This window comes from Kitasatospora sp. CB02891 (assembly GCF_002803145.1).
Classification (GTDB): domain Bacteria; phylum Actinomycetota; class Actinomycetes; order Streptomycetales; family Streptomycetaceae; genus Kitasatospora; species Kitasatospora griseola.
Genome location: NZ_NNBO01000008.1, coordinates 210196 through 230715, shown reverse-complemented (window position 1 = coordinate 230715; position 20520 = coordinate 210196). Strand labels below are relative to the sequence as shown.

At 73.1% G+C, this 20520-nt stretch carries 16 protein-coding genes; 9 read left to right on the top strand and 7 right to left on the bottom strand.

The window, feature by feature from the left end:
- Positions 1-82 precede the first annotated feature (82 nt).
- The gene (locus CG736_RS19890; RefSeq protein WP_100587537.1) at positions 83-1075 is read left to right on the top strand and encodes an aldo/keto reductase; all 993 of its coding nucleotides are present in this window, start codon (positions 83-85) and stop codon (positions 1073-1075) included.
- A gap of 8 nt (positions 1076-1083) precedes the next feature.
- Here the strand turns inward: CG736_RS19890 and CG736_RS19885 are convergent, their stop codons facing one another.
- Positions 1084-1521 carry a MarR family winged helix-turn-helix transcriptional regulator gene (locus CG736_RS19885; protein WP_100587536.1) on the bottom strand — a complete coding sequence of 146 codons (438 nt, stop codon included), beginning with the start codon at positions 1519-1521 and terminating at the stop codon, positions 1084-1086.
- A gap of 166 nt (positions 1522-1687) precedes the next feature.
- Here CG736_RS19885 and CG736_RS19880 point away from each other — a divergent pair, with 166 nt between their 5' ends.
- A complete protein-coding gene (locus CG736_RS19880; protein ID WP_100587535.1) occupies positions 1688-2785 on the top strand; it encodes an NAD(P)/FAD-dependent oxidoreductase in 1098 nt (365 codons plus the stop codon).
- 49 nt (positions 2786-2834) lie between these two features.
- Here CG736_RS19880 and serC read toward each other — a convergent pair whose 3' ends face one another.
- Positions 2835-3959: a phosphoserine transaminase gene (gene serC / locus CG736_RS19875; RefSeq protein WP_100587534.1), complete on the bottom strand. Its 1125-nt coding sequence runs from the start codon at positions 3957-3959 to the stop codon at positions 2835-2837.
- A 181-nt stretch (positions 3960-4140) separates the two neighbouring features.
- Positions 4141-5241 (bottom strand): citrate synthase 2, encoded by a 1101-nt coding sequence (locus tag CG736_RS19870; RefSeq protein ID WP_100587533.1) that lies wholly within the window; start codon positions 5239-5241, stop codon positions 4141-4143.
- Positions 5242-5644: 403 nt separating this feature from the next.
- Here CG736_RS19870 and pdxH point away from each other — a divergent pair, with 403 nt between their 5' ends.
- The 6 genes from pdxH (at position 5645) to fxsT (ending at position 15454) form a co-directional block, all read left to right on the top strand.
- Positions 5645-6268 carry a pyridoxamine 5'-phosphate oxidase gene (pdxH, locus tag CG736_RS19865; protein WP_100587640.1) on the top strand — a complete coding sequence of 208 codons (624 nt, stop codon included), beginning with the start codon at positions 5645-5647 and terminating at the stop codon, positions 6266-6268.
- A gap of 185 nt (positions 6269-6453) precedes the next feature.
- A complete protein-coding gene (locus tag CG736_RS36335; protein ID WP_157815653.1) occupies positions 6454-6624 on the top strand; it encodes a hypothetical protein in 171 nt (56 codons plus the stop codon).
- Positions 6625-6668: 44 nt separating this feature from the next.
- Entirely contained in the window at positions 6669-9068 is a 2400-nt protein-coding gene (locus CG736_RS19860; RefSeq protein ID WP_255419017.1) for an FxsB family cyclophane-forming radical SAM/SPASM peptide maturase, read from the top strand.
- 123 nt (positions 9069-9191) lie between these two features.
- Positions 9192-9983, top strand: coding sequence for an aminoglycoside N(3)-acetyltransferase (locus CG736_RS19855; RefSeq protein WP_100587532.1), 792 nt, complete (start codon positions 9192-9194; stop codon positions 9981-9983).
- A gap of 101 nt (positions 9984-10084) precedes the next feature.
- Positions 10085-11335, top strand: coding sequence for a TIR-like protein FxsC (locus CG736_RS19850; RefSeq protein ID WP_157815652.1), 1251 nt, complete (start codon positions 10085-10087; stop codon positions 11333-11335).
- 117 nt (positions 11336-11452) lie between these two features.
- Entirely contained in the window at positions 11453-15454 is a 4002-nt protein-coding gene (gene fxsT, locus CG736_RS19845; RefSeq protein ID WP_100587530.1) for an FxSxx-COOH system tetratricopeptide repeat protein, read from the top strand.
- 145 nt (positions 15455-15599) lie between these two features.
- On the opposite strand, the gene CG736_RS19840 is transcribed toward fxsT, so the two are convergent.
- The 3 genes from CG736_RS19840 to CG736_RS19830 form a co-directional block, all read right to left on the bottom strand.
- Positions 15600-16469: an alpha/beta fold hydrolase gene (locus tag CG736_RS19840; protein ID WP_232734077.1), complete on the bottom strand. Its 870-nt coding sequence runs from the start codon at positions 16467-16469 to the stop codon at positions 15600-15602.
- A gap of 14 nt (positions 16470-16483) precedes the next feature.
- Positions 16484-17446, bottom strand: a complete 963-nt coding sequence (locus CG736_RS19835) for a DUF4231 domain-containing protein (protein WP_100587529.1) — start codon at positions 17444-17446, stop codon at positions 16484-16486.
- A gap of 130 nt (positions 17447-17576) precedes the next feature.
- Complete coding sequence (locus CG736_RS19830; RefSeq protein ID WP_100587528.1) at positions 17577-18326, bottom strand: sugar isomerase domain-containing protein; 750 nt, start codon at positions 18324-18326, stop codon at positions 17577-17579.
- A 216-nt stretch (positions 18327-18542) separates the two neighbouring features.
- Between CG736_RS19830 and CG736_RS19825 the strand changes: the two genes are divergently transcribed.
- Positions 18543-19232 carry a metal-dependent transcriptional regulator gene (locus CG736_RS19825; protein ID WP_100587527.1) on the top strand — a complete coding sequence of 230 codons (690 nt, stop codon included), beginning with the start codon at positions 18543-18545 and terminating at the stop codon, positions 19230-19232.
- A gap of 413 nt (positions 19233-19645) precedes the next feature.
- Here CG736_RS19825 and CG736_RS19820 read toward each other — a convergent pair whose 3' ends face one another.
- Positions 19646-20350 carry a bifunctional DNA primase/polymerase gene (locus CG736_RS19820; protein ID WP_100587526.1) on the bottom strand — a complete coding sequence of 235 codons (705 nt, stop codon included), beginning with the start codon at positions 20348-20350 and terminating at the stop codon, positions 19646-19648.
- Positions 20351-20520 lie beyond the last annotated feature (170 nt).

Here is a 20520-nt window from a genome sequence, read left to right as displayed (position 1 = left end):
GTTCACGGGCGGCCGATCCGTAGGGTGGGGCGCGACGCGGGCCCGACCGTGGGGCCCGCCGCGACGCAGGGGGCGGATTTCCATGGAGTACACCCGGCTCGGCCGCAGTGGGCTGAGGGTGTCCCGGCTGGTGCTCGGCACGATGAACTTCGGCACCGAGACCTCCGAGCAGGACAGCCACGCGATCATGGCGCGGGCGCACGAGCACGGCATCAACTTCTTCGACACCGCGAACGTCTACGGCACCCGGCCGGGGGAGACCTCGACCGAGGAGATCATCGGCCGCTGGTTCGCCGGCTCGCCGGAGCGCCGCGAGCGGACGGTGCTGGCCACCAAGGTCTACATCCCGACCGGCAGCCGCCCGAACGAGGGCGGGCTGAGCGCGCTGCACATCCGGCGGGCCTGCGAGGACTCGCTGCGCCGGCTCGGCACCGACCACATCGACCTGTACCAGATGCACCACATCGACCGGCACACGCCGTGGGAGGAGGTCTGGGAGGCGTTCGGCGTCCTGCGGCAGCAGGGCAAGGTGCTGTACTTCGGCTCGTCGAACTTCGCCGGCTGGCACCTCGCGCAGGCCCAGGAGGCGGCCCGCGAGCGGCACTTCCTCGGGCTGGTCGCCGAGCAGTCCCGGTACAACCTGATGACCCGCTGGGCGGAGCTGGAGGTGCTGCCCGCCGCCCGGCACTACGGCATCGGCGTGATCCCGTGGGGCCCGCTGAACAGCGGACTGCTCGGCGGGGTGCTGCGCAAGCGGCGCGAGGGGACGGCGGCGCGCGGCGGCAGCGGGCACTCGGCGGCGGCACTGGCCGAGCACGGCGCGACCATCGAGGCGTACGAGAAGCTGTGCGCCGCGGCCGGGGCCGACCCGGCGCACGTGGGCCTGGCCTGGCTGCTCGCCCAGGAGGGCGTCACCGGCCCGATCATCGGACCGCGCACGGCGGCCCAGCTGGACGGCTCCCTGCCCGCCCTCGACCTGGAGCTGGACGCGGCACTGCTGGCCGAGCTGGACCGGCTGTTCCCGCCGCCCGGCCCGAACGGCGGCGGCCCCGCGCCGGAGGCCTACGCCTGGTAGGCGACGCGTCAGGCCCGGTCGGGTTCGACGAAGACCACCGGGGCCTCGTTGTCCAGCACCACCCGGCCGAGCAGCGCGGCCAGCGTCTCGCGCTGCTCGGCGGTCAGCCCGGCGGGCAGGTCGTCGATCCGGCGGCAGGCGTCGGCGTAGAAGCGTTCGGCGAGTTCGCTGCCCTCGTCGGTGAGCGCGACCCGGACGGCGCGGCTGTCGCGCGGGTCGTCCTCGCGGCGGACCAGGCCGTGCTGCGCGGTGCGGTCGACCAGTCCGGTGAGCGAGGACTTGGCCAGGCCGAGGACGCCGGAGAGCTCGCCCATCCCGTACGGACGGGCCATCAGGACGCACAGCAGCTGCCCCTGCTGCGGGGTGAGGCCGTGTTCGCGGCCGGCCTGGGCATAGGCGGCGTCCACCAGGAAGGAGGACCGCACCAGGGCGGCGACCAGGCTCATCGGGCCGGCTTCGGGTTTCGCCATTCGGGGAGGGTACCACGGGAAGGCGGATAGTTCGCGGCGCGAAGTTTCCTTTTGAATCGGCTAGTAATTCGCACCACGAACAACTATGTTCGTGGTGCGAACGGAAGTCCGTTCGCCCGGACAACCGAAGGGGTGGGCAGTCATGAGTCGTACCGTCGTCGTGATCGGTGGGGGCTACGGAGGCGCCTCGGTCGCCAAGGCGCTGGAGGCGGAGGCCGAGGTGGTGCTGGTCGACCCGCGGGACGCGTTCGTCAACGTGGCCGGGTCGCTGCGGGCGCTGGCCCGGCCGGACTGGGCGGGGAACATGTTCTTCCCGTACGAGACGCTGCTGACCGAGGCCCGGGTGGTCCGCGACCGGGCCGTCTCGGTCGACCCGCACGGGGTGACGCTGGCCTCCGGCGAGCACCTGCCGGCCGACTACCTGGTGCTGGCCACCGGCTCCCGGCACAGCCACCCGGCGCACCCGGCCTCCGACACGGTGGCCGGCGCGATCGCGGACTTCCGGGCCTCGCACCGGGAGCTGGCCACCGCGGAGCGGGTGCTGATCCTCGGCGCCGGGCCGGTCGGCCTGGAGCTGGCCGGGGAGATCAAGGAGGTCTGGCCGGACAAGCGGGTGGTGCTGGTCGACCCGGGCGAGACCCTGCTGCCGGGCTTCCTGCCCGAGGTGGCCGAGGAGCTGCACCGGCAACTGGACGCGCTCGGCGTCGAGCTCCGGCTCGGCACCGCGCTGGTCGACCCGCCGGCCGGCGAGCCCGGCCGGGCCGGGGAGTTCACCGTCACCACCGCCGCGGGCGAGCAGCTGACCGCGGACGTCTGGTACCGGGCGTACGGCGCCGCCGTCGACGGCGACCACCTGGCCGACGGCAAGCTGACGGTGCGCACCGCGCGCGGCAGGGTCGCGGTCACCGAGCGGCTCAACGTCGAGGGCTACCGGCACGTGTACGCGATCGGCGACCTGGCCGACCTGCCGGAGGCCGACATGGCGGGCTTCGCGATGCAGCACGCCGAGGTGGTGGCGAAGAACATCTCCGCCCAGCTGCGCGGCGAGCAGCCGGTCGAGGTCTACCGCCCGCTCGGCCACCCGATGATCCTGCTGCCGCTGGGCACCCGCGGCGGCGTCGGCCAACTGCCCTCGCCGGACGGCCCGTTCGCCGCGCCCACCGCGATGGTCTCCGAGTTCAAGGGCGGCGACCTGTTCACCGGCCGTTTCCTCGACCGGTTCGGCCCGAACGCGGCATGAGCGAAGGCCCCGGTCCGCGGACCGGGGCCTTCGAAGGGCGACGGGTGCGTCAGCCGTTCAGGTGCTCGACCACGTAGTCGATCGCGCCGGTGAGCTTCTCGACGTCCGCCGGGTCGATCGCCGGGAACATCGCGATGCGCAGCTGGTTGCGGCCGAGCTTGCGGTACGGCTCGGTGTCCACGATGCCGTTGGCACGCAGTGCCTTGGCGACCGCGGCGGCGTCCACCGACTCGTCGAAGTCGATGGTGCCGACGACCTGCGAGCGCTCCTCGGCCTTGGCGACGAAGGGCTGCGCGTACGAGGACTTCTCGGCCCACGCGTACAGGATCGAGGAGGACTCGGCGGTGCGGGACACCGCCCAGTCCAGGCCGCCCTGGCCGTTCATCCACTCCAGCTGGTCGGCCAGCAGGAAGAGGGTGGAGATGGCCGGGGTGTTGTACGTCTGGTCCTTCGAGGAGTTGTCGATCGCGGTCGGCAGGTCGAAGAACGGCGGGATGTACCGGCCGGAGCCGGCGATCTCCGCGGCGCGCTCCAGCGCGGCCGGGGAGAAGGTGGCCAGCCACAGGCCGCCCTCGGAGGCGAAGGACTTCTGCGGGGCGAAGTAGTAGACGTCCGTCTCGCGGATGTCGACGGGCAGGCCGCCGGCGCCGGAGGTGGCGTCGACCAGCACCAGCGAGCCGGCGTCCGCGCCCTCGGGGCGGCGGATCGGCATCGCCACACCGGTGGAGGTCTCGTTGTGGGTGAGCGCGTAGACGTCCACCCCCGCCTCGGCGACCGGCAGCGGGTGGGTGCCCGGCTCGGTCTTGATGACGGTCGGTTCGGCCAGCCACGGGGCGGCCTTCACGGAGGAGGCGAACTTGGAGGAGAACTCGCCGAAGTTCAGGTGCTGCGACTTCTCGCGCACCAGTCCGAACGCGGCGATGTCCCAGAACGCGGTGGAGCCGCCGTTGCCGAGCACCACCTGGTAGCCCTCGGGCAGCGAGAACAGCTCGGCGACGCCCTCGCGGACGCGCTTGACGATGTTCTTGACCGGGGCCTGACGGTGGGAGGTGCCCAGCAGGGAGGATCCGGTGGCGGCGAGGGCACTCAGGGCCTCGGGGCGCACCTTGGAGGGGCCGCAGCCGAAGCGGCCGTCGTTGGGCAGATTGTCGGCGGGGATCTGAATCTGAGCCACGCCCGCAGCCTATCGCTCCGAATTGCCCGGCTGTAAGCCCGTCCGGCCGCTGAGACGTGATCTTCCCGGCACCGGACAGCACTCACCGGGGCGCGCGCTTCCCCAGGTCAGGGGCGGTGCGCGCGCCCGGTGGCGGCGTCAAGGATGCTGACGGTTCGTCAGTTGTTCATCCGATCGGGTGTCAGTGGCCGATCTGGTCCCAGCCCTCGATCTCCTGCGGCTTGCGGGCGCCGGGGCCGATGTAGCGGGCGGCCGGACGGACCAGTCGGCCGGTGCGCTTCTGCTCCAGGATGTGCGCCGACCAGCCGGCGGTGCGGGCGCAGGTGAACATCGAGGTGAACATGTGCGCGGGGACCTCGGCGAAGTCCAGCATGATGGCGGCCCAGAACTCGACGTTGGTGGCCAGCACGCGGTCGGGGCGGCGGTTGTGCAGCTCCTCCAGCGCGGCCTTCTCCAGCGCCTCGGCGATCTCGAAGCGCGGCGCGCCGAGCTCCTTGGCGGTGCGGCGCAGCACTCGGGCGCGCGGGTCCTCGGCGCGGTAGACGCGGTGGCCGAAGCCCATCAGGCGCTCGCCCTTGTCGAGGGCCTTCTTCACGTAGCCGGCCGCGTCGCCGGTGCGCTCGATCTCCTCGATCATGCCGAGCACTCGGGACGGGGCGCCGCCGTGCAGCGGGCCGGACATCGCGCCGACCGCGCCGGACAGCGCGGCGGCGACGTCGGCGCCGGTGGAGGCGATCACCCGGGCGGTGAAGGTGGAGGCGTTCATGCCGTGCTCGGCGGCGGACGTCCAGTAGGCGTCGACGGCCTTGACGTGCTTCGGGTCCGGCTCGCCGCGCCAGCGGATCATGAACCGCTCGACGATGGTCCCGGCCTTGTCGATCTCACGCTGCGGGACCATCGGCAGGCCCTGGCCGCGGGCGGACTGGGCGACGTAGGACAGCGCCATCACGGCGGCCCGGGCGAGGTCGTCGCGGGCCTGCTCGGCGGAGATGTCCAGCAGCGGCTTGAGGCCCCACACCGGGGCGAGCATGGCGAGCGCGGACTGCACGTCGACCCGGATGTCGCCGGAGTGGACCGGGATCGGGAACGGCTCGGCGGCGGGCAGGCCGGGAGCGAACCGGCCGTCGACCAGCAGACCCCAGACGTGGCCGAAGGAGACCTGACCGACCAGGTCCTCGATGTCCACCCCGCGGTAGCGCAGCGCGCCGCCCTCGCGGTCGGGTTCGGCGATCTCGCTCTCGAAGGCGACGACACCCTCAAGGCCGGGTACGAAGTCCGACATGTAGAACGGCTCCTTCAGTGATCCGACGCGGCGTGCGGCCGTGGTGGGACGGCACGCCGGTGACCGATGGTGGTTGGCACTCGGTGTCAGAGTGGCAGGCACGGAGTGCATTGCGCCATACACCACGACGGTGATGTTTCCCCCACGGGCCGCTCGAACCCCTGTCGGCTCCGGCATCGTCGGCGGATCTTCCGGGGCGCTCCGGTGGAAACCGGACGATTCCCCGGGCAGCGGGTCGGGTTGCGGTGGCGGGCCACCTTATCGCCGGGTGTTTGCGCGGACGTAGCGGCGCTCGGCGCTTGTCGTACGGGATGATGTTGGCGTGCCTACCGCGGAACGCCACAGTCACCCCAGCGCCCTGTCCACGCCGGCCGAGGAGCGGCCGGTGCCGGACCTGACCGTGATGCGCCGGCATTACCAGCACGAGGGCCTGGCCGAGGACCAGTTGGCCGAGGACCCGTTCCGGCAGTTCGCCCGGTGGTTCCACGAGGCCGTCGAGGCGGGCGTGGTCGAGCCCAACGCGATGGTGGTCTCCACCGCCGACGCCGAGGGCCTGCCGTCCTCGCGCACCGTGCTGCTCAAGGGCTACGACCCGCGGGGCTTCGTGTTCTTCACCAACTACGGCTCCCGCAAGGGCGCCGACCTGGCCGCCAACCCGAACGCCTCGCTGCTGTTCCCGTGGATCGGCCTGGCCCGCCAGGTGGTGATCGGCGGCCGGGTGGAGAAGGTCGGCCGGGACGAGACCGCCGCCTACTTCCGCACCCGCCCGCACGGCTCCCAGCTCGGCGCGTGGGCCAGCGAGCAGTCCAGCCCGGTGGCCGACCGCGCGGTGCTGGAGCAGCGCTACGCGGACCTGGCCGCCCGGTACCCGGAGGGCGAAGGGGTGCCGGTGCCGCCGTTCTGGGGCGGCTACCGGGTCGTCCCGCGCACCGTCGAGTTCTGGCAGGGCCGGGAGAACCGGCTGCACGACCGGCTGCGCTTCGTCGCCGAGGGCGACGGGTGGCGGGTGGAGCGGCTCTGCCCCTGACGGAATGTCAAGTCCGTTGCCCCGTGCGTCAACCGGCTGGAGCAACCTGCCCCTCCGACGGGCTAAAAAGTTGGTGGTTTGGACCACTGAAACCTGGGTACCGGCGCTAAGGTCAGGTCGGGTGAAATTCTCGGCACAGGACGCCGAGGCCTGTCTCGCGCCGACAGGCGCAGAAACGAGTCATCATGGTCGCCGCCACCAAGCCCGCCGACAGCGCGCGCGTCGAGGAGTCCGCTCCTTCTCTGGCAGCTCTGGCCTCCCTCGGTACCGAAGAGCTCGTCGCCGAGCTCTCGCGAGCCCTCCCGGGCGGTGAGTCCGGCCTGGTGGCCGTCGCCGCCTTCAACTCCTCCATCTGACCGGACGACCGAGCGCATTCGACGCGACGTCACCTCCGATTCCCGTGCCGCGCCCGCTGGTGCCGTTCTCGCAGTTCGTGATCAAGATGCACGCCCGGTGCGATCTTGCCTGCGACCACTGCTACGTGTACGAACACGCCGACACCAGTTGGCGCGGCAAGGCCCGTGCCAGTGGCGAGGCGGTGCTCGCCCGCACCGCCGAACGGATCGCCGAACACGCCCTCGCCCACCGGCTCCCCGCCGTCCACGTGGTGCTGCACGGCGGCGAACCGCTGCTCGCCGGGCCCGCCCTGCTCGGCCGCGCCGCCGAACTGCTGCGCGCCGCCCTGCCCGCCGACTGCGCCCTCGACCTGCGCATCCACACCAACGGCGTGCTGCTCTCCCCCCGCTTCCTCGACCTGTTCGCCGCCCACGGCATCAAGGTCGGCATCTCGCTGGACGGCGACAAGGCCGCCAACGACCGGCACCGCCGGTTCGCCGACGGCCGCAGCAGCCACGCCAAGGTGCTCGCCGCCGTCGAGCTGCTGCGCCGACCCGCCTACCGGCACCTGTACGCCGGGCTGCTGTGCACCATCGACGTGGAGAACGACCCCGTCGCGGTGCTGGACGCGCTGGTCGCCCTGGAGCCGCCCCGGGTGGACTTCCTGCTCCCGCACGCCACCTGGGAGCAGCCGCCGAAGCGGCCCGGAGGCCTCGGCGAAACCCCGTACGCCGACTGGCTGCTGGCGGTCCACCGGCGTTGGGAGGAACTCGGCCGGCCGGTCCCGGTGCGGACCTTCGACTCGGTGTACCGCACGCTGCGCGGCCGCTCCAGCCTCACCGAGTCGCTCGGCCTCGACCCCGCCGACCTGGTGGTGGTGGAGACCGACGGCTCCTTCGAGCAGGCCGACAGCCTGAAGACCGCCTACGACGGGGCCCCGGAGACCGGGTTCACGGTGTTCGAGCACACCCTCGACCAGGTCGCCGAGCACCCCGGCATGGTCGAGCGACAGTCCGGGCTGGCCGGGCTCGCCGAGCAGTGCCGCGGCTGCCCCGTGGTCCGCTCGTGCGGCGGCGGCCTGTACGCCCACCGCTACCGGGGCGACGGCTCCGGCTTCCGCAATCCCTCCGTCTACTGCGGTGACCTGATGCGACTGATCACCACCATCCGCGACCGGATGGCCCCCGCCCCCGTCGTCCCCGCCCAGGACGCGCCCGGCGCCGCGCTGACCGACCGTCAGCTCGACGAGCTCGCCGCCGGGTACGGCGGCGCCGACACCGTCCGCACCCTGGCTCGGGCCCAACTCGGCCTCACCCGACGGCTGGTGGCGGCCGTGGGGGCCGCCTCCCCGGCCTGGGGGCTGGTCACTTCGCTGGACGCCGACGACGCCCCCGCGCTGGAGGCGGTGCTCGCCCACCCGTACACCCGGGCCTGGGCGGTGCGCTGCCTGCAGGGCGAGGGCGGCGGGGACCTCGGCGGGATGGCCGAGGTGGCCGCCGCCGCCGCGGTGCGCGCCCGGCGGGCCTTCGAGCTGCCGGTGCCGGTGCGCGGCGGCGCCGTCCACCTGCCCACCCTCGGGCGGGTGTCGGTCGGCGGCGCGGGCGAGACCGTGCTGACCGGCGACGCCGACGGCTTCACCGTCGGCGGCCGCCGGATCGGCCCGGACACCCCCGCCGACGCGCACTGGCAGCCGGTGCGGCGCACCGCCCTGGCCGGCGGCTGGACGCCCGCCCTGGAGGACACCGACCCGCAGCGCGACAGCCACCAGTGGCCGGTCGAGGAGCGGCTCGCGGACGCCGAGTACCTGGCCTGGGCCGGGGCGCTGCGCGAGGCCTGGGAGCTGATCGGCCGCGACCTGCCCGGCTACGCGCCCGGCATCCGGGCCGGCCTGTCCACCCTCACCCCGCTGCGGCGCGGCCCGGCCGGCCGCGACGTGTCCGCCGCCGCCCGGCAGGCCTTCGGCGCGGTCGGCATCGCCCGGCCCGCCACCGCGCCCACCCTCGCGCTGCTGATCGCGCACGAGTTCCAGCACGTCAAGCTGGGCGCGGTGCTGGACTTCCACGACCTGTACGACCGCGCCGACCCGCGCCTGTTCCACGCCCCGTGGCGGCCCGACCCGCGCCCGCTGGAGGGCCTGTTCCAGGGCACCTACGCGCACCTCGCGGTGACCGAGTTCTGGGCCACCCGGGTCCGTGCGTACGACGGGCTGCGCAACGGCCCCGCCCAGCACGCCCGGGTCCAGTTGGCGACCTGGCGGGCCCACACCGTCGCCTCGATCGCCACCCTCGCCGACTCCGGCGCCCTCACCCCCCTCGGCGCCCGCTTCACCGACGGGATGCGCACCGCCGTCGAGCCCTGGCTCACCGTCCCGGTCGGCGCGGCCGCCGAGACCGCGGCCCGCGAGTCCGCCGCCGAGAACCTCGCCGAGTGGCAGGCCCGCGCGGCCGCCATCGGCGGCAACTGACCGGCAGGTGGCCCGAATTCGCCTCTGACGCCGGGAGACCGGCGGGGCGGCGGGTAGGGATCCGGTGTATTCGGCCGCCCGGTCGGGGGTCGGCGGCTCCGACCCGTGGCTGTGGGAGGCCTCATGTACTCCGTTGCGGAGCTCGTCACGCACCTCGACAAGATCGGCGTCCGACCCGGGGAGACGCTGCTGGTCCAGGCCTCGCTGCGGGCGATCGGCCCGGTCGCGGAGGGCGCATCCGGGGTGGTACGGGCGCTCCGGGAGGCGCTCGGGGCGGACGGCACGCTGGTCGTGTACACCGCTACACCCGAGAATTCCCGCACCTCCTCCTACTACCGGGCCGCGATCGCCGGCCTCACCCCCGCCGAGCTGCGGAAATACCACGCCGCCATGCCCGCCTGGGACGCCGCCGCCACCCCCGCCTCGCCCACCATGGGGCACCTCGCCGAGGAGGTCCGGCTGCTGCCCGGGGCGCTGCGCAGCCGGCACCCGCAGACCTCCTTCACCGCGATCGGCCCGCAGGCCCGGGAGATGACGGAGCACCACCCGCTGCGCAGTCACCTCGGCGAGGAGTCGCCCGCCGGGCGGCTCTACCGGAGCGGTGCGCGGTGCCTGATGATCGGCGTCCCGGTGTGGTGCTGCACCCCGCTCCACCTGCTCGAGTACTGGCAGCCGGACCGGCAGGCGCAGCAGTACCGGTGCGTGGTGCGCACCCCGGGCGGCGCGCGGCGCTGGCGGAGCTTCACCGGCCTCCGGCTGCAGGACGAGCACTTCCCGGCGATGGGCGAGGTGCTGGCCGGCGGGCTCGGCGACGCGCTGGAGTCCGGGCCGCTCGGCGACGCGCACTGCTACCTGATGCAGATCCGCGAAGCGGTCGATCTGGCGGACAAGTGGTTCAGGAGCGGGCAGAGTTGACGGAGCATCGGATCAAGGCCCTATTCCATTCCGGCGGCAGCCGTTCCTACACTTGAGTCCCTTTCGGGAACAGGTGACAGGCGGGCTCGGGGGAGGCGCGTGTGAACAGCCCAGCGGTCCGGGGGAAGGAAGCGCCGAGGCCGTACTTCTTCCTCAGCTACGCCCACACCCCGAGAGTGAACTCCCGGGGCGCGGCGGACCCGAACCTCTGGGTGGCGAAGCTCTACCAGGACCTGTGCGAGGCGATACTCCAGATCACCGACCTGCCCGCCGGGCATCCGATCGGGTTCATGGACCGCTCCATGCACCAGGGCCAGAAGTGGGCCGAGCGGCTGTCGAGGGAGCTCGCGAGCTGTCGGGTGTTCGTTCCGCTGTACTCGCCGCGGTACTTCAAGTCGGAGGCGTGCGGCCGGGAGTGGCACCTGTTCACCCGGCGCTCGGTCTACCAGCGGCGTCCCACGGCCGAGCGGATGACCGGCATAGTGCCGGCGCTGTGGGTGCCGATGGACCACTACCCGCTGCCCCGGGTGGCCGGTGAACTGCAGTTCAACCACGACAGTTTCGGCGACGACTACGCGGCCGAGGGCCTGTACGCGCTGATGAAGATCACCACGTTCAGCTCGCAGTACCACACGGCGGTGTGGCGGCTCGCCCAGCGGATCGTCGACGTCGCCGAGCAGACCGTCATCCCGGCCGGGCAGGTCTTCGACTTCGAGTCCCAGCCGTCCGCGTTCGACCCGCCGGACGTCGCCGACAAGGTGCGGATCTCGGTGTTCTCCTACAGCCAGCCGGAACTGCCGCCGCAGCGCAGCGGCGCCTGGTACGGCGAACAGCGCACCGACTGGCAGCCGTTCCGGCCGGACTCCAGCCGGCCGCTCGCCCAGGACGCCGCCGACGTCGCCCGGAACATGGGATTCCAGCCCACCGTACGGGAGTTCGAGGAGGAGGCGGAGCACCTGCTGACCGGCGAACGCCCGTCCGCGCCGTGCGTACTGCTGGTCGACCGGTGGGCGTTCCTGGACGCGCGGCGGGTCGAGGCGGTGCGCCGGCTCGACCGGCGCAACCTCGGCTCGGTGGCCATCATCGAACCCTGGAACCGCGAGGACCAGCAGAGCCGCGACCACGAACGGATGCTCAACGAACTCGGCGACAGCGTGCTCGCCGTCAGCCGCGGCGCCCTGCAGAAACCCAGCCTGCGCGACGACGCCGCGGCCGGCGCCCCCGGCAGCCTGGAGGAGTTCCGCGGTGAGATGGAACGCGCCGTCATGCGGGCCTGCACGGCCCACGAACAGCACCACCGCGACCGCCCCGACGACGGGCCCACGGACCGCAGACCCAGCATCGGACCCTAGGCCCGCGCCCGGAGCCGGGAGCGGGCGGACAGCAGGACGCCGGACGGTCGGAACTCCGTCCGGCGGCACGGCGTGCGGGAACACGACGGGCACCAAGGGCCCGGGGGAGGGAACGTCATGACCGAGAGGCCGGCGAAGGGCCCGCAGATCCAGGCGCGCCGTCGCGACACCACCGTGGAGAACCGCCACGGACGGATCGTCACCTTCTACTCGTACAAGGGCGGCACCGGCCGCACCATGGCGCTGGCCAACACCGCCTGGATCATGGCCGCCAACGGCTACCGGGTGCTGGTCGTCGACTGGGACCTGGAGGCCCCCGGCCTGAGCCAGTTCTTCCGGCCGTTCCTCAACCCCGAGATCGTCGGCGCGACCACCGGCATCATGGACCTGTTCGCCGACTACCTCGAAGAGGCCCGCCGCCCGGTCGACCGCGACCCCGACTGGATCGAGGACTTCGCCCGGATCCACCCGCACGCGCTCTCCCTCGCCTGGCCGCACTTCCCCGGCGGCGGCCGCATCGACCTCGTCCCCGCCGGCCAGCAGAACCGCGACTACTCCGTCGCCCGCCTCGACTGGGACCTGCTCTACGAGCGCTACCAGGGCCGCCGCTTCATCCAGTCGCTGCGCGCCGACATGAAGCGCCGCTACGACTACGTGCTGATCGACAGCCGCACCGGACTCACCGACACCGCCGACATCTGCACCGTCGAGATGCCCGACGACCTGGTGGTCTGCTTCACCCTCAGCGACCAGTCCATCGACGGCGCCTCCCGGATCGCCCGGGTCATCGAGGACCGCTACGGCGACCGCGACATCCGCATCCTGCCCGTCCCGATGCGCATCGACGAGGGCGAGAAGGAGAAGGCCGACGCCGGCCGGGCGCTCGCCCGGATCAAGTTCGGCGGCCTGCCCGCCGGCTTCGGCGAACCCGACCTGGCCCGCTACTGGGCCGGTGTGGAGATCCCCTACCGGCCGTTCTACGCGTACGAGGAGATCCTCGCCCCGTTCGGCGACCAGCCCGGCCTGCCCGGCTCCATGCTGGCCGCCAACGAACGCCTCACCCGGGAGATCACCCAGGGCCGGGTCGCCGGACTCCCGCCGATGCCCGAGGACCTGAGACTGCGTCACCTCGACGGCTTCGCCCGCCGCCGTCCCACCGCCCCCGCCGACCTGTACCTCAGCTACGTGCCCGAGGACCGCGCCTGGGCGGACTGGATCTCCGCGCTGCTCGCCGACGCCGGCTACCGCGTCGTGCCGCGCGACCTCGGCGCCGGCGCCAACCCGCGCGAGGCCACCGGCCGCGGCATCGACTCCGCGTACCGGACCGTCGCCCTGCTGTCCGCCGCCTACCTGCAGTCCCCGCAGGCCCAGGCGCTGTGGGACCGCACCGTGCTCGCCGACCCGGCCGGCGCCCGCCGCCAGCTCATCCCCGTCCGGGTCTCCGACGTGCGCCTCAACGCGCCCTACAACAGCCGCAACCCGGTCGACCTGATCGGCCGCGACGAACAGGCCGCCGCCACCGTCCTGCTGCGCGCCCTCGGCCGCACCGAGACCGAGCTGCCCGACCGCACCCCCGGCGCGCCGCGCTTCCCCGGCACCAAGCCCACCTACTGGGAAGTCCCGCAGCGCAACCACTCGTTCACCGGCCGGGTCAAGGTCCTCGACGACCTGCGCGCCCAACTCGCCGGCGGCACCACCGCCGTGCTGCCGCCGCCGCAGACCCTGTACGGCCTCGGCGGCGTCGGCAAGACCCAGGTCGCGCTGGAGTACGCGCACCGCTACATGTCGCACTACGACCTGGTGTGGTGGATCGACGCGGAGCAGAGCGAGAACGTCGCGGTCGGCCTCGCCGAACTCGCCGGACGGCTCGGCCTGCGGGTCGGCGAGAACGTCAACGAGGCCGCCCAGTCCGCCCGCGACGCGCTCCGCCAGGGCCTGCCCACGCCCAACTGGCTGCTGATCTTCGACAACGCCGACGAGCCCGGCGAGATCCGCCGGTTCTTCCCCGACGGCCCCGGCCACATCCTGGTCACCTCCCGCAACCAGGGCTGGTCCGGGCAGGCCGGCGTGCTCAACGTCGACGTCTTCGACCGCACCGAGTCCGTCGACCACCTCACCCGCCGGGTCCGCGGCCTGGTCCGCGCCGACGCCGACCGGGTCGCCGAGGCCGTCGGCGACCTGCCGCTCGCCGTCGAGGTCGCCGCCGCCTGGCTGGAGACCACCCGCACCCCCGTCGACACCTACGTCAGCCAGCTCAAGGCCGAGGCCACCAAGGTGCTCGCCGCCGGCGAGACCCCCGTCGACTACCCCACCCCCGTCGGCCTCACCTGGAACGTCTCCATCACCCGGCTCCGCGAACAGTCCCCCGCCGCCGTCCGGCTGCTGGAACTCTGCGCGTTCTTCGCCCCCGAGCCGATCTCGCTCAAGCAGTTCTTCTTCTCCGAGCAGATGCGCCTCGCGCTCTACCCCTACGACGAGGAACTCACCGACACCTTCCTGCTCGGCAAGGTGCTGCGCGCCGTCAGCCGCTACGCCCTCGCCAAGACCGACGCCGGCTCCGACTCCTTCCAGGTCCACCGGCTGGTCCAGGCCGTCGTCCGCAGCGGCATGAGCGACAGCGAGCGGAACACCGCCATGCACCAGGTGCACCGCATCCTGGTCAACGCCCGCCCGTCCCGCGGCGACACCGACGACCCCGCCAACTGGCCGACCCTGGAAGCCATCTGGCCGCACCTCACGCCCTCCCGGGCCCAGGACTGCGACGAGAAGGACGTCCGCGAGATGCTCATCGACCGCGTCCGCTACCTGTGGAAGCGCGTCGACCTCGACCAGGCCCTGCAACTCGGCCGCCAGCTCGACGCCAGCTGGACCGGCCGGGCCGAAGCCGAGACCGACCCCGGCGAGCAGCGCCTGTGGCGGCGCCAGATCTACAGCCTGCGCTTCCAGGTCGCCAACGTGCTGCGCTCCCAGGGCTTCTACAACGACTCCCTGGCGCTCAACCAGGAGACCCTGGACGGCCAGCGCGAACTCCTCGGCGACCACCACCCGTACGCCCTGATGACCGCCAACTCGATGGCCGCCGACCTGCGCTACCTCAACCGCTTCCAGGAAGCCCTGACCCTCGACCAGGACACCTTCAACCAGTTCATCGAACTCTTCGGCGAGGACGACCCGCGCACCCTCTCGGTCGCCAACAACCTCGCCATCGACCACCGCCTGGTCGGCAACAGCGTCGCCGCCCGCGACCTCGACCAGGACACCGTCGAACGCCGCTCCGCCGTCCTCGGCGCCCGCCACCCCTACACCCTCAGCTCCAAGTCCAACCTGGCCCGCGACCTGCGCGAGATGGGCGACTACAAGGGCTCCGCGGAACTGCTCCGCGAAGTCACCGAGACCTTCGCCGCGGTCGACGCCTCCGGCCTGCCCGAGGAACTGCGCAACGCGAAGTCGCTCGCCGTCTCGCTGCGCCGCGCCGGACAGTACGCCGAGGCCCGCGAACTCACCGAACGCACCTACGAACGCTACGTCGACCTGTACGGCCCCGAGTTCCCCGACGCACTGGCCTGCCGGCTCAACCTCGCCGCGGACTTCAGCGCCGCCGGCGACAAGGAGACCGCCCGCGACATCGCCACCGACGCCTACGAGGGCCACCGGCGACTGCTCGGCGACGAACACCCCTTCACCTTCGCCTGCGAGAACAACCTCGGCATCTACCTGCGCGGCTCCGGCGACACCGACGGCGCCGTCCAGCACGGCCGCTCGGCCGTCGACGGACTCACCCGGGTCCTCGGCGCCGACCACCCCTTCACCCTCAACGCCGTCATCAACCTCGCCAACGCGCTCGCCGAGAACCGGCAGCTCGACGAGGCCGAGACGCTCGGCCGCAGCGCGTACGACGGCCTCGCCGCGAGGTACGGGGCCACCCACCCCGACACCCTGGTCTGCCAGGCCAACCTCGCCGTCACCCTCCGCGCGGCCGGCCGCCGCAGCGAGGCGGAGAGCCTGCGGATGCAGGCGGTGGCCGCACTCGTCGAACTCTTCGGCGAGGAACACCCGTCGGTCGTCGCGGCCCGCAGCTGGCAGCGCAGCAACCGGGATCTGGAGCCGCAGCCGCTCTAGGCTGCGCGAGCAGCGGGCGAACGCCCGCAAGGCCGCGACCACGGGCGATGACTTGCCCGTGGTCGAGGCCTTGTCGGCGGGTGCCTTCCGCTGTGCGCAGTTCTCCCCCGGCTCCAGTGGACCGGGCCCCCGGGGTTCGCGCCTGCTACGCGTTCGCGGCCCAGCGGATCGCGTCCGTCATCTCCTTCAGGGACCCGAAGTGCGCGGCGCCGGGCTCCAGGTAGAGCTGGGCGGCGGGGATGTGGTCGGCGAGCCAGGCGGAGTGGCCGACGGGGGAGAACTTGTCGTCCGCGCCGTGCCAGATGCGCACCGGGATGCGGATGGCGTCGACGGCGAAGCCCCAGTCGGCGATGAAGGCGAGGACGTCGTCGATCCAGCCGTCGGCGCCGTAGCGGAAGGCCTGGCGGTAGGTGGACTGGAGCATCCGGCGGATGCCGATGTCGGCGACCACGGTGCGGTCCGGCGGGGTGAGTTCGGGGACCAGGTTGCGGATGAGCTGGGCGGGGTCGCGGCGGATCACCTGGGAGCGGACCTGGAACGGGCCGGCGATCCGGGGTTGGCCCAACTCGGCCTGGCGGAAGGCGCGTTCGTTGGAGGGGGTCATGCCGGCGAACCAGTCCAGGCCGTCCGCGTCGCGCGGGGCGAGGCAGACCTGGGTGGCGGCCCGGACCACCCGGTCGGGGAGCAGCGCGGCGCAGGCGAGCGCGTGCGGGCCGCCGCCGGAGCGGCCGACCACGGCGAAGCGGTCGAGGCCGAAGGCGTCGGCGATGGCAGCGACGTCGTCGGCGGCGTTGCGGACCCGGCGGCCGGGCAGCCGGGTGGAGTCGCCGTAGCCGGGGCGGTCGAAGGAGATCAGCCGGACCCGCATCCGGGCCAGGACGGCGCTGCGCGGGGCGGGGCCGACCCGGCTGCCGGGGGTGCCGTGGAGCAGGAACACCGGCCTGCCGGAGGGGTCTCCGGACGTCTCCACCGCGAGGACGCCCCCGTCCGGTGTGTCGATCCTTCGGGTGGCCACGCGGCGCCTCCAGGTCAGCTGGGAATGTCCAGGCTGCGCACCTCGCGGCGCGCCTGCCAGGTGGTGTGCTCCCGGGAGATGGCGTCCTCGGCGTCCCGGGCGAGTCGCGCCCAGTTCTCCTCGGCGTCCGGGGCGGACAGGTCGACGGCCGCCAACTGGGCTTCGACCTTGGAGAGTTCGGCGGCAGCGAGGGTGTAGGCAGCGGCTTGCGGGCGGTACTGGCGGAGCTGGGCCCAGGCCGAGATGGAGGCGGCGACGGCGGAGATCGCGCCGAGCGCGTCGAAGCTGAACTGGCCGAGTGCGCGCAGTACGGCGAGCAGCAGGCCGGCGGCGGGCAGCACGATGGCGAGCCGGCCGACCCGGCGGGTGGCGTTGCGGCACTGGATGGCCTTGGCCTGGTACCACTCGCGCTGGCTGTGCACCCGCTCGCGCAGGTAGGTCTCGCGGCGGACCGGCAGCGGCTGGTCGCGCAGCCGTTCCATGGTCTCGGTGATCTGCGGGTGCCGGGCCGGGGCGCGCCAGGTGCGGAGCTCCTCGGCCACTCCCGGGGTGACCCGGTCGGTGTCGAACTCGCCGAGGATGTTGGCGAGTTGGATGTCGTACAGGCGTTCGGCATCGGGGAGTTTGCGCGGCGGCGGCTGGTAGGAGTCGGCGCGCACCGCGTACTTCCACACCAGGGTCTTGACGGACTCGGCGACCGCCCGGCCGTCGTACCAGAGCCGCTGCGGGTTCTGCCAGGCGACGGTGACGGCGATGAACAGCGCGCCGAGGTAGGCGGCGGCGGCGAGCCAGGCCCACAGCGGGCCGTCGGCGGAGCCCGCGAAGGCCGCGCCGACCAGCAGCAGCAGCTCCCACCGGGACAGCGCCACCGCCCGGGCCTGGCCCTGCAGGGACGCGCCGTCGGCGGCCCAGAACAGCCGCGGCAGCAGGTCCTGCTCCCGTACGAAACCGATCGAACGCCCCGCTCCAGTTGCCATTCCCGCCCCCGCAGCGCCGTCTCACCGGTCTCGGGAGTCCTTCCCAGTGCCGGTCGAACTTACGCGACCGGCACCGGAGTTGGCCGAATGGGCGGGGTTGCGCCGGGGGCGCGGAGCGGTCGCCGGGCGGTCACCAGGCGTAGAAGATGCGGTCCGCGTTGTCGGCGATGACCTTGTTGTTCCACTCGGTGCCGCCGTCCACGTTGCCGGAGCGGAACAGCGGCGGGGTGATGCCGCGGTCGGCGAGCTTGGCGGTGGCGGACGCCATCACGGACTGCATCAGCGCGCTGGTCACGATGGTGGAGACCGGTCCGAACGGGGCGCCCGCGCCGGGGTGGTCCAGCTCGCCGTCGCCGGGGGCGATCTTGCTGTCCAGGACGACGTCGCAGTTGTCCTTGAGGTAGGTGCCGGACGGGTGGTTGGAGCTCACCGCGGCCGGATACGCCAGCGAGGTCACGCCGATCACCTTCAGGCCGCGGTCGCGGGCGTGCCGGGCGAGTTCGACCGGCATCACCTGGCGGCCGGACAGCGAGATCAGGAACAGCAGGTCGCCGCTGCGCGCGGGCGTCAGGTCGAGGGTGGTGGTGGCCAGCCCCGAGACCCGCTCCAGCGCACTGCCCAGGTGTGCGGGCATCACGTTCACGCCGGTCATTCCGGGGACGTTGAGCAGGTTCATCACCACCAGGCCGCCGGCCCGGTAGACCACGTCCTGGGCGGCCAGCGAGGAGTGCCCGGCGCCGAACGCGAAGATCCGCCGACCGTGCTCGACCGCGTCGGCCAGCAGCTCGGCCGCGGCGTCGATGTTCCCGACCTCCTCGGCGCGGATCCGCTCCAGGTGGGCCACAGCTGCGTCCAGGTACCGGCCGACCAGTTCGGTCATCTCGTGCTCCGTCCGAGCGGGGCGGTCCGGTGGCCCGGGCCGCGGTGGGGGAAAGCTACGGCGTGCACGGTGGACCCTGCCGCGCCCGGCTGTCAACCGTCGCGCGGGGCGTCCGACGGCCCGCGGCGGCCCGGGCACAACGACGCAGCGCACCTGGTTGTCATCTCCGTACGTCAGAATTGGCGGTGAGGACACCGAAGAACGGAGCCAGGGGCGATGTCAGGGCTTATCGACACCACTGAGATGTACCTCCGCACCATCCTGGAGCTGGAGGAAGAAGGCATCACCCCGATGCGCGCCCGGATCGCCGAGCGGCTGGAGCAGTCCGGCCCGACGGTGAGCCAGACGGTGGGCCGGATGGAGCGCGACGGCCTGCTCCAGGTCGCCGAGGACCGGCACCTCGAACTCACCGAGGACGGCCGCCGGCTGGCCGTGCGGGTGATGCGCAAGCACCGCATCGCCGAGTGCCTGCTGGTGGACGTGATCGGCCTGGAGTGGGAGCAGGTCCACGAGGAGGCCTGCCGCTGGGAGCACGTGATGAGCGAGACGGTCGAGCGCAAGGTGCTCGCCATGCTCGGCCACCCCACCCAGTCCCCGTACGGCAACCCGATCCCGGGCCTGGACGAGCTCGGCGACACCAAGGCCGAGGGAGAGGGCTACGACGCCGGGCTGGTGACGCTGGAGTCGGTGGCCCGCAAGGACGGCGCGGACGTGGTGGTGCGCCGGATCGGCGAGCCGATCCAGACCGACGGCGAGCTGATGCGCACCCTGCGCCGCGCGGGCGTCCGCCCCGGCGCGACGGTGCGGGTCGCCCCGGCGGCCGGCGGCGTGCTGGTCGGCACCGGCGACGGCGCGGCCGAGCTCGGCAAGGAGATCGCCGCGCACGTGTTCGTCGCCCAGGCGTAGCCGGCCCGACTGCCCGGGGGAGTGCGGAACGGGGAGTGCGGAACGGGGGGTGCGGGACGGGAGCGCGGAACGCGCCTCGGGGCCCGGTGTCCCCGCACCGGGCCCCGCGCGTTCCCCCCGACTCCCCTCCGTTCCCTCCCCGATCCCCCGCCGTCCCTCCCCGACCCCCCGTGCCGCCGCGTTCGGCTTCCCCGACCGAACGCCCTCCCGGCAGCCCCCCACGCTCTCGGCCCGACCGCTCCTTCCGCTTCACCGACCCGCTCCACCGACCCTGTGCCGACGCTGAGGATGATCCCCTCGGCAACCGCGGCCAACCCTTGAGCGCCGTCACCCGATCGATGGGCTTGTCCTGCTGACCTGCGGGTATGACCACTCGTTTCCGGAAGATCACGCTCCGGACAGTCGGCGGGGCCTCACACGGCGGCGGTCTCCCGCTGGACGAGGCGCGGGGCCGACGGGTCGCGCCGACAGGCGTACGCCAGCGGGCTCACCAGCTCCACCGCGTCCGGCAGCCACCGGTTCAGCAGCGTCGGCGGCCGGGCCCACAGCGCGGTGGCGTGCCCGCCGAACCGGGACGGCGGCGCCACCAGCCAGTCGCCCTCGCCGCGCGCCACCAGGTCCAGCCCGTCCGAGGTGCAGCCGATCTGCCGCAGCAGCTCGGGCAGCTTGGCGACCGCGCCCGGCAGCACCAGGAAGTGCAGCCGCCGCCCGCTGCGCCCCCGGGCGGCCGGCGCGGCCACCACCGGGCCGAGCGGCAGCCCCATCCGCTCCATCCGGGCCAGCGCCAGGCAGCCCGCCACCTCCGGCACGTCCAGCACGTCGAACGCCCGCCCGGTGGGCAGCAGGATCGAGGCCTCCGGGCGCTCCGTCCACCACCCGCGCACCACCGCGGACCCCACGCTGGACAGCAGCCCCCAGTCCGCGCCCACCGGGTGTGCGCCGGGGAGCGCGCAGCCCGGATCGCCGCAGGAGCAGCGGACGGCCGCGCCGTCGCCGTCGAGCAGCCACGTTCCTGGGACCACCTCCCAATGGCGTTCCTCGGCACAGCGGACGGCCTCGGCCAGCAGGGACGTCGGATCGGGTTGGGGGTCTTGGGGGGCGTTGTCCACGTGGAGCACAACTACCGTCCGTGAGTGGGGGTTACGGGCCGCCGCCGAACGATTCGAACGGGGCGCACGTTGTCACCCGGGACGGTGATCCTGGTCGGAACCCCCCGTCGCAGCAGGGGCGGTAACGGGCGCAGAGGGGGCGCACAGGGGCATTCATCAGGGCGCGTGGGGAGTGGGTA